Source organism: Bacteroides caecigallinarum, assembly GCF_021530995.1.
Taxonomy (GTDB): Bacteria; Bacteroidota; Bacteroidia; order Bacteroidales; family Bacteroidaceae; genus Phocaeicola; species Phocaeicola faecigallinarum.
Map to the genome: position 1 here is coordinate 1 of NZ_JADYTF010000180.1, position 4,202 is coordinate 4,202.

The 4,202-nt window shown below is 33.0% G+C and carries 2 protein-coding genes, 1 pseudogene and 1 CRISPR repeat array; all 3 genes and pseudogenes read left to right on the forward strand.

The window, feature by feature from the left end; genetic code table 11:
• Positions 1 to 1,189: pseudogene (locus I6E24_RS15575) on the forward strand (type II CRISPR RNA-guided endonuclease Cas9); the annotation flags it as partial.
• Complete coding sequence (gene cas1 / locus I6E24_RS15580) at positions 1,186 to 2,073, forward strand: type II CRISPR-associated endonuclease Cas1 (RefSeq protein WP_235329534.1); 888 nt, start codon at positions 1,186 to 1,188, stop codon at positions 2,071 to 2,073. The pseudogene I6E24_RS15575 and the gene cas1, both read left to right, overlap by 4 nt.
• The gene (gene cas2, locus I6E24_RS15585) at positions 2,070 to 2,408 is read left to right on the forward strand and encodes a CRISPR-associated endonuclease Cas2 (RefSeq protein ID WP_235329536.1); all 339 of its coding nucleotides are present in this window, start codon (positions 2,070 to 2,072) and stop codon (positions 2,406 to 2,408) included. Before cas1 ends, cas2 begins: the two co-directional genes overlap by 4 nt.
• Positions 2,409 to 2,500: 92 nt before the next feature.
• Positions 2,501 to 4,177: direct repeats of the CRISPR family, unit length 36 nt; unit sequence GTTGTGGTTTGATGTAGAAAACTAAAGATATACAAC.
• The last annotated feature ends 25 nt before the right edge of the window (positions 4,178 to 4,202 follow it).

Consider the following 4,202-nt stretch of genomic DNA (forward strand, 5'->3'; position numbering starts at 1 on the left):
AGTTAAAGGTATTGTAACTTCTGATTTTAGGAAGATTTGGGGATTACAGGAAGAATATGAAAAGAAAGAGCGCGTAAATCATTGTCATCATGCTATAGATGCGATTACTATTTCATGTATAGGTAAAGCAGAATATGACAAACTTGCGCAATATTATCATGATGAGGAACAATATAATTGGAGCATAAATAGCCGTAGAGCAGTTTTCCCTAAACCATGGGTTACATTTACAGAAGACTTAAAACATATTGAAGATACGTTATTAATCAGTCACTATACATCTGACAATATTAATAAGCAAACCCGTAAGAAAGTACGTAAAAACGGAAAAATAACCGATGGGTATATGCAAGGTGATACGGCAAGGGTATCACTTCATCAAGATACATATTATGGCGCAATAGAACGAAATGGTGAAGTAAGGTATGTTATAAGGAAACCTGTTGGTGATATTGACCCAAAGAATATAGTAGATGATGTAGTCCGTGAGAAGGTTATGTCAGCAATATCGGAACATGGTAGTCTGAAGAAGGCTGTGGAATTTGGTATATGGATGAACAAAGATAAAGGTATAAAGATTAATAAGGTGAGAATATATGCAAACCAAATAAGACGCCCAATAGAAATACGTAATCAACGTGATGTTTCAGATAAAGAATATAAAAGATGTTTTCATGTTGCAAATGATTCTAACTACGCTATGGGTATTTATATCGGAACAGATAAAAAAGGAAAGGAAAAGCGAACGTTTGAACTGGTTAATTCATTAGATGCTGTTAGGTTTTATAATAGTGGTGTTATGAAGCAAGGTATAGATTTACTTCCAAATGAAGACTCTAACGGTTATGCTTTAAAATGGAAATTAAAAGTAGGTACAATGGTATTGTTGTACGAAAATACACCGGATGAAATTTATGATCTTGATATGAGGATGTTAACAAAAAGGTTATATAAGATAACTGGTATGTCATCAATGGTAGTTTCAGGGTGTAGTTACGGAACACTTTCTTTGGTATATCATCAAGAGGCAAGACCTTCCACTGAAATCTCTTCCAAGAATGGTGTATATAGGTCTAACGAAGATTTAAGGCCTGGTATAACTTTGCTTCATACACAATTTAAAGGTTTAGTACAAGGACAAGATTTTGAGATAAATGACATTGGTGAAATAATATTTCTGAATAGATGATAAAACAGACGTTGTTTTTTTCAACTCCAGTTTCTCTATCCCTTAAATATAATCAAATAGTAATAAAACTTAAGGATATAGACGAGGTAATCACGAGACCTATAGAAGATGTAGGTGTCGTGATTATAGAAAATCAAATGGTGCATATAACCATGCCATTGCTTAATGCTTTGGCAAATAATAATGTGTCCGTTATTTTCTGTGATGATAAATGTATGCCTAATTCTATGTTAATGTCTCTTGAATCCAATACAATACAACAAGAGATTTATAAAATACAATTCAATGCTACACAACCAACAAAGAAAAGAATCTGGAAAGAGATTATAGAGAATAAGATAAGAAACCAGGCTGCTTTATTGGAAAAATTAGGACTGGATGGTAATATTTTGAAACCGTATTATATGAACGTTTTATCTGGAGATAGCGATAATAGGGAAGGAGCAGCAGCTAAGGTCTATTGGCAACAAATGTTTGGTAAACAGTTTGTTCGAAATCGTGATGGGTGTTACCCCAATCCGATGTTGAATTATGGTTATACGGTATTAAGGGCAGCTGTGGCACGTTCATTATTAGGCTCTGGTTTATTTCCATTATTTGGCATATTCCATCGTAATAGATATAATGCTTTCCCTTTGGCGGATGATGTCATGGAACCGTATCGTCCATTTGTGGATTTTGCAGTGAAGCAGATTTATGATTTTTCTTCAGATGAGATTTTAGATAAAAATGTAAAACAGGTATTGGTAAGAGTCTTGTTTTCAGATGTAAAAATAAAAGGGCAAATGCGTCCATTGCAAGTTGCCTTATCTATGACTACAGCTTCTTTAGTTAGGGCATTTAAAGATAAAAAGGAAAGTGTGGTATTTCCATCGTTTGTATGACGGAGTTAAGACTGAACGCTTATCATATTATGTGGTTGTTTGTATTTTTTGATTTACCTGTAACTACAAAACGTGAACAGAAAGCTGCTTCGGATTTTAGAAAGAATTTATTGAAAGATGGATTCGTAATGATGCAATTTTCTGTCTATGTAAGGCATTGTGCGTCTTATGAAAGTTTGGTAGTGCACAAGAAACGTGTTAAGGCAATAATGCCAATATCCGGTAAAATTAGTATGCTTGCTGTTACAGATAAACAATATTCTGATATTGAAACAATTTTTGGTAAGACTGCAAAAAAAGAGATTAAAGCTCCTATTCAATTGGAATTTTTTTGATACATTTGTATATGCTACATCATATATGGAATCACTTCGTATAGTAATATAGTGCTGTAAATAGCTGAATTTTAGGAGATTAAAAAATACACGTTGTGGTTTGATGTAGAAAACTAAAGATATACAACGCAATGTATGAGATAGAATTTTCCAAAGAGTTGTGGTTTGATGTAGAAAACTAAAGATATACAACAAAGGCTTAATATTTTTACATGAGCTTATAGTTGTGGTTTGATGTAGAAAACTAAAGATATACAACATTATTTAAATATTACAGTTATGAAAAGTAGTTGTGGTTTGATGTAGAAAACTAAAGATATACAACTCAGTAAATTCGTTAGCAGCTGACAATAGGTTGTGGTTTGATGTAGAAAACTAAAGATATACAACATATTTGCATACAAGAAAACAATATTACTAGTTGTGGTTTGATGTAGAAAACTAAAGATATACAACGATATAGAAAAATATACCGCAGACCCTACGTTGTGGTTTGATGTAGAAAACTAAAGATATACAACCATTATGAATTTACGTAAATTTATTTTGGAGTTGTGGTTTGATGTAGAAAACTAAAGATATACAACTGTATCATTAGACTGCTTAACTATGTCCCCGTTGTGGTTTGATGTAGAAAACTAAAGATATACAACATTAAAAATGATGTTTACAAGCATATTAAGTTGTGGTTTGATGTAGAAAACTAAAGATATACAACTGCTATCCTGTTCAATACCTTTTCGTCCACGTTGTGGTTTGATGTAGAAAACTAAAGATATACAACCTCTTATGACACCTCCTCCGATGAAGGCTAGTTGTGGTTTGATGTAGAAAACTAAAGATATACAACTATGAGCTTTCGCAGGAAGGCAGCATTAAAGTTGTGGTTTGATGTAGAAAACTAAAGATATACAACTGGTCTTTCTCTTTTCTAGTAAAGTTAGCAGTTGTGGTTTGATGTAGAAAACTAAAGATATACAACCTTTTTGCTTTCTCAATCCTATTCACTGTGTTGTGGTTTGATGTAGAAAACTAAAGATATACAACCGGATACGGGCAGGACTGAAAAGATAGCGGTTGTGGTTTGATGTAGAAAACTAAAGATATACAACTCCTTTCCTTTCTGCTGCTTTTCCTGCCAGTTGTGGTTTGATGTAGAAAACTAAAGATATACAACGCCGCTTCTAAATTCAATGTTTCGTATATGTTGTGGTTTGATGTAGAAAACTAAAGATATACAACTTACTTTCATAATTTTAAATATTAAGTAATGTTGTGGTTTGATGTAGAAAACTAAAGATATACAACAATCGTCGCCGTTGCTCAAAAATATTCTGAGTTGTGGTTTGATGTAGAAAACTAAAGATATACAACCACCTGACAACCGAGGGCACGCATTTCCGAGTTGTGGTTTGATGTAGAAAACTAAAGATATACAACTCACCAAGAAGAAATTAGGAGTAGCTTTTGGTTGTGGTTTGATGTAGAAAACTAAAGATATACAACTCAATCTGAAGAAGATACAAAAAGAACAGAGTTGTGGTTTGATGTAGAAAACTAAAGATATACAACGTTGCATCTATGTGTCCTGGTACAGACGTTGTTGTGGTTTGATGTAGAAAACTAAAGATATACAACTCCAAGTTCCCGATATTGATAGTGACGTAGTTGTGGTTTGATGTAGAAAACTAAAGATATACAACATATTTGCATACAAGAAAACAATATTACTAGTTGTGGTTTGATGTAGAAAACTAAAGATATACAACGATATAGAAAAATATACCGCAGACC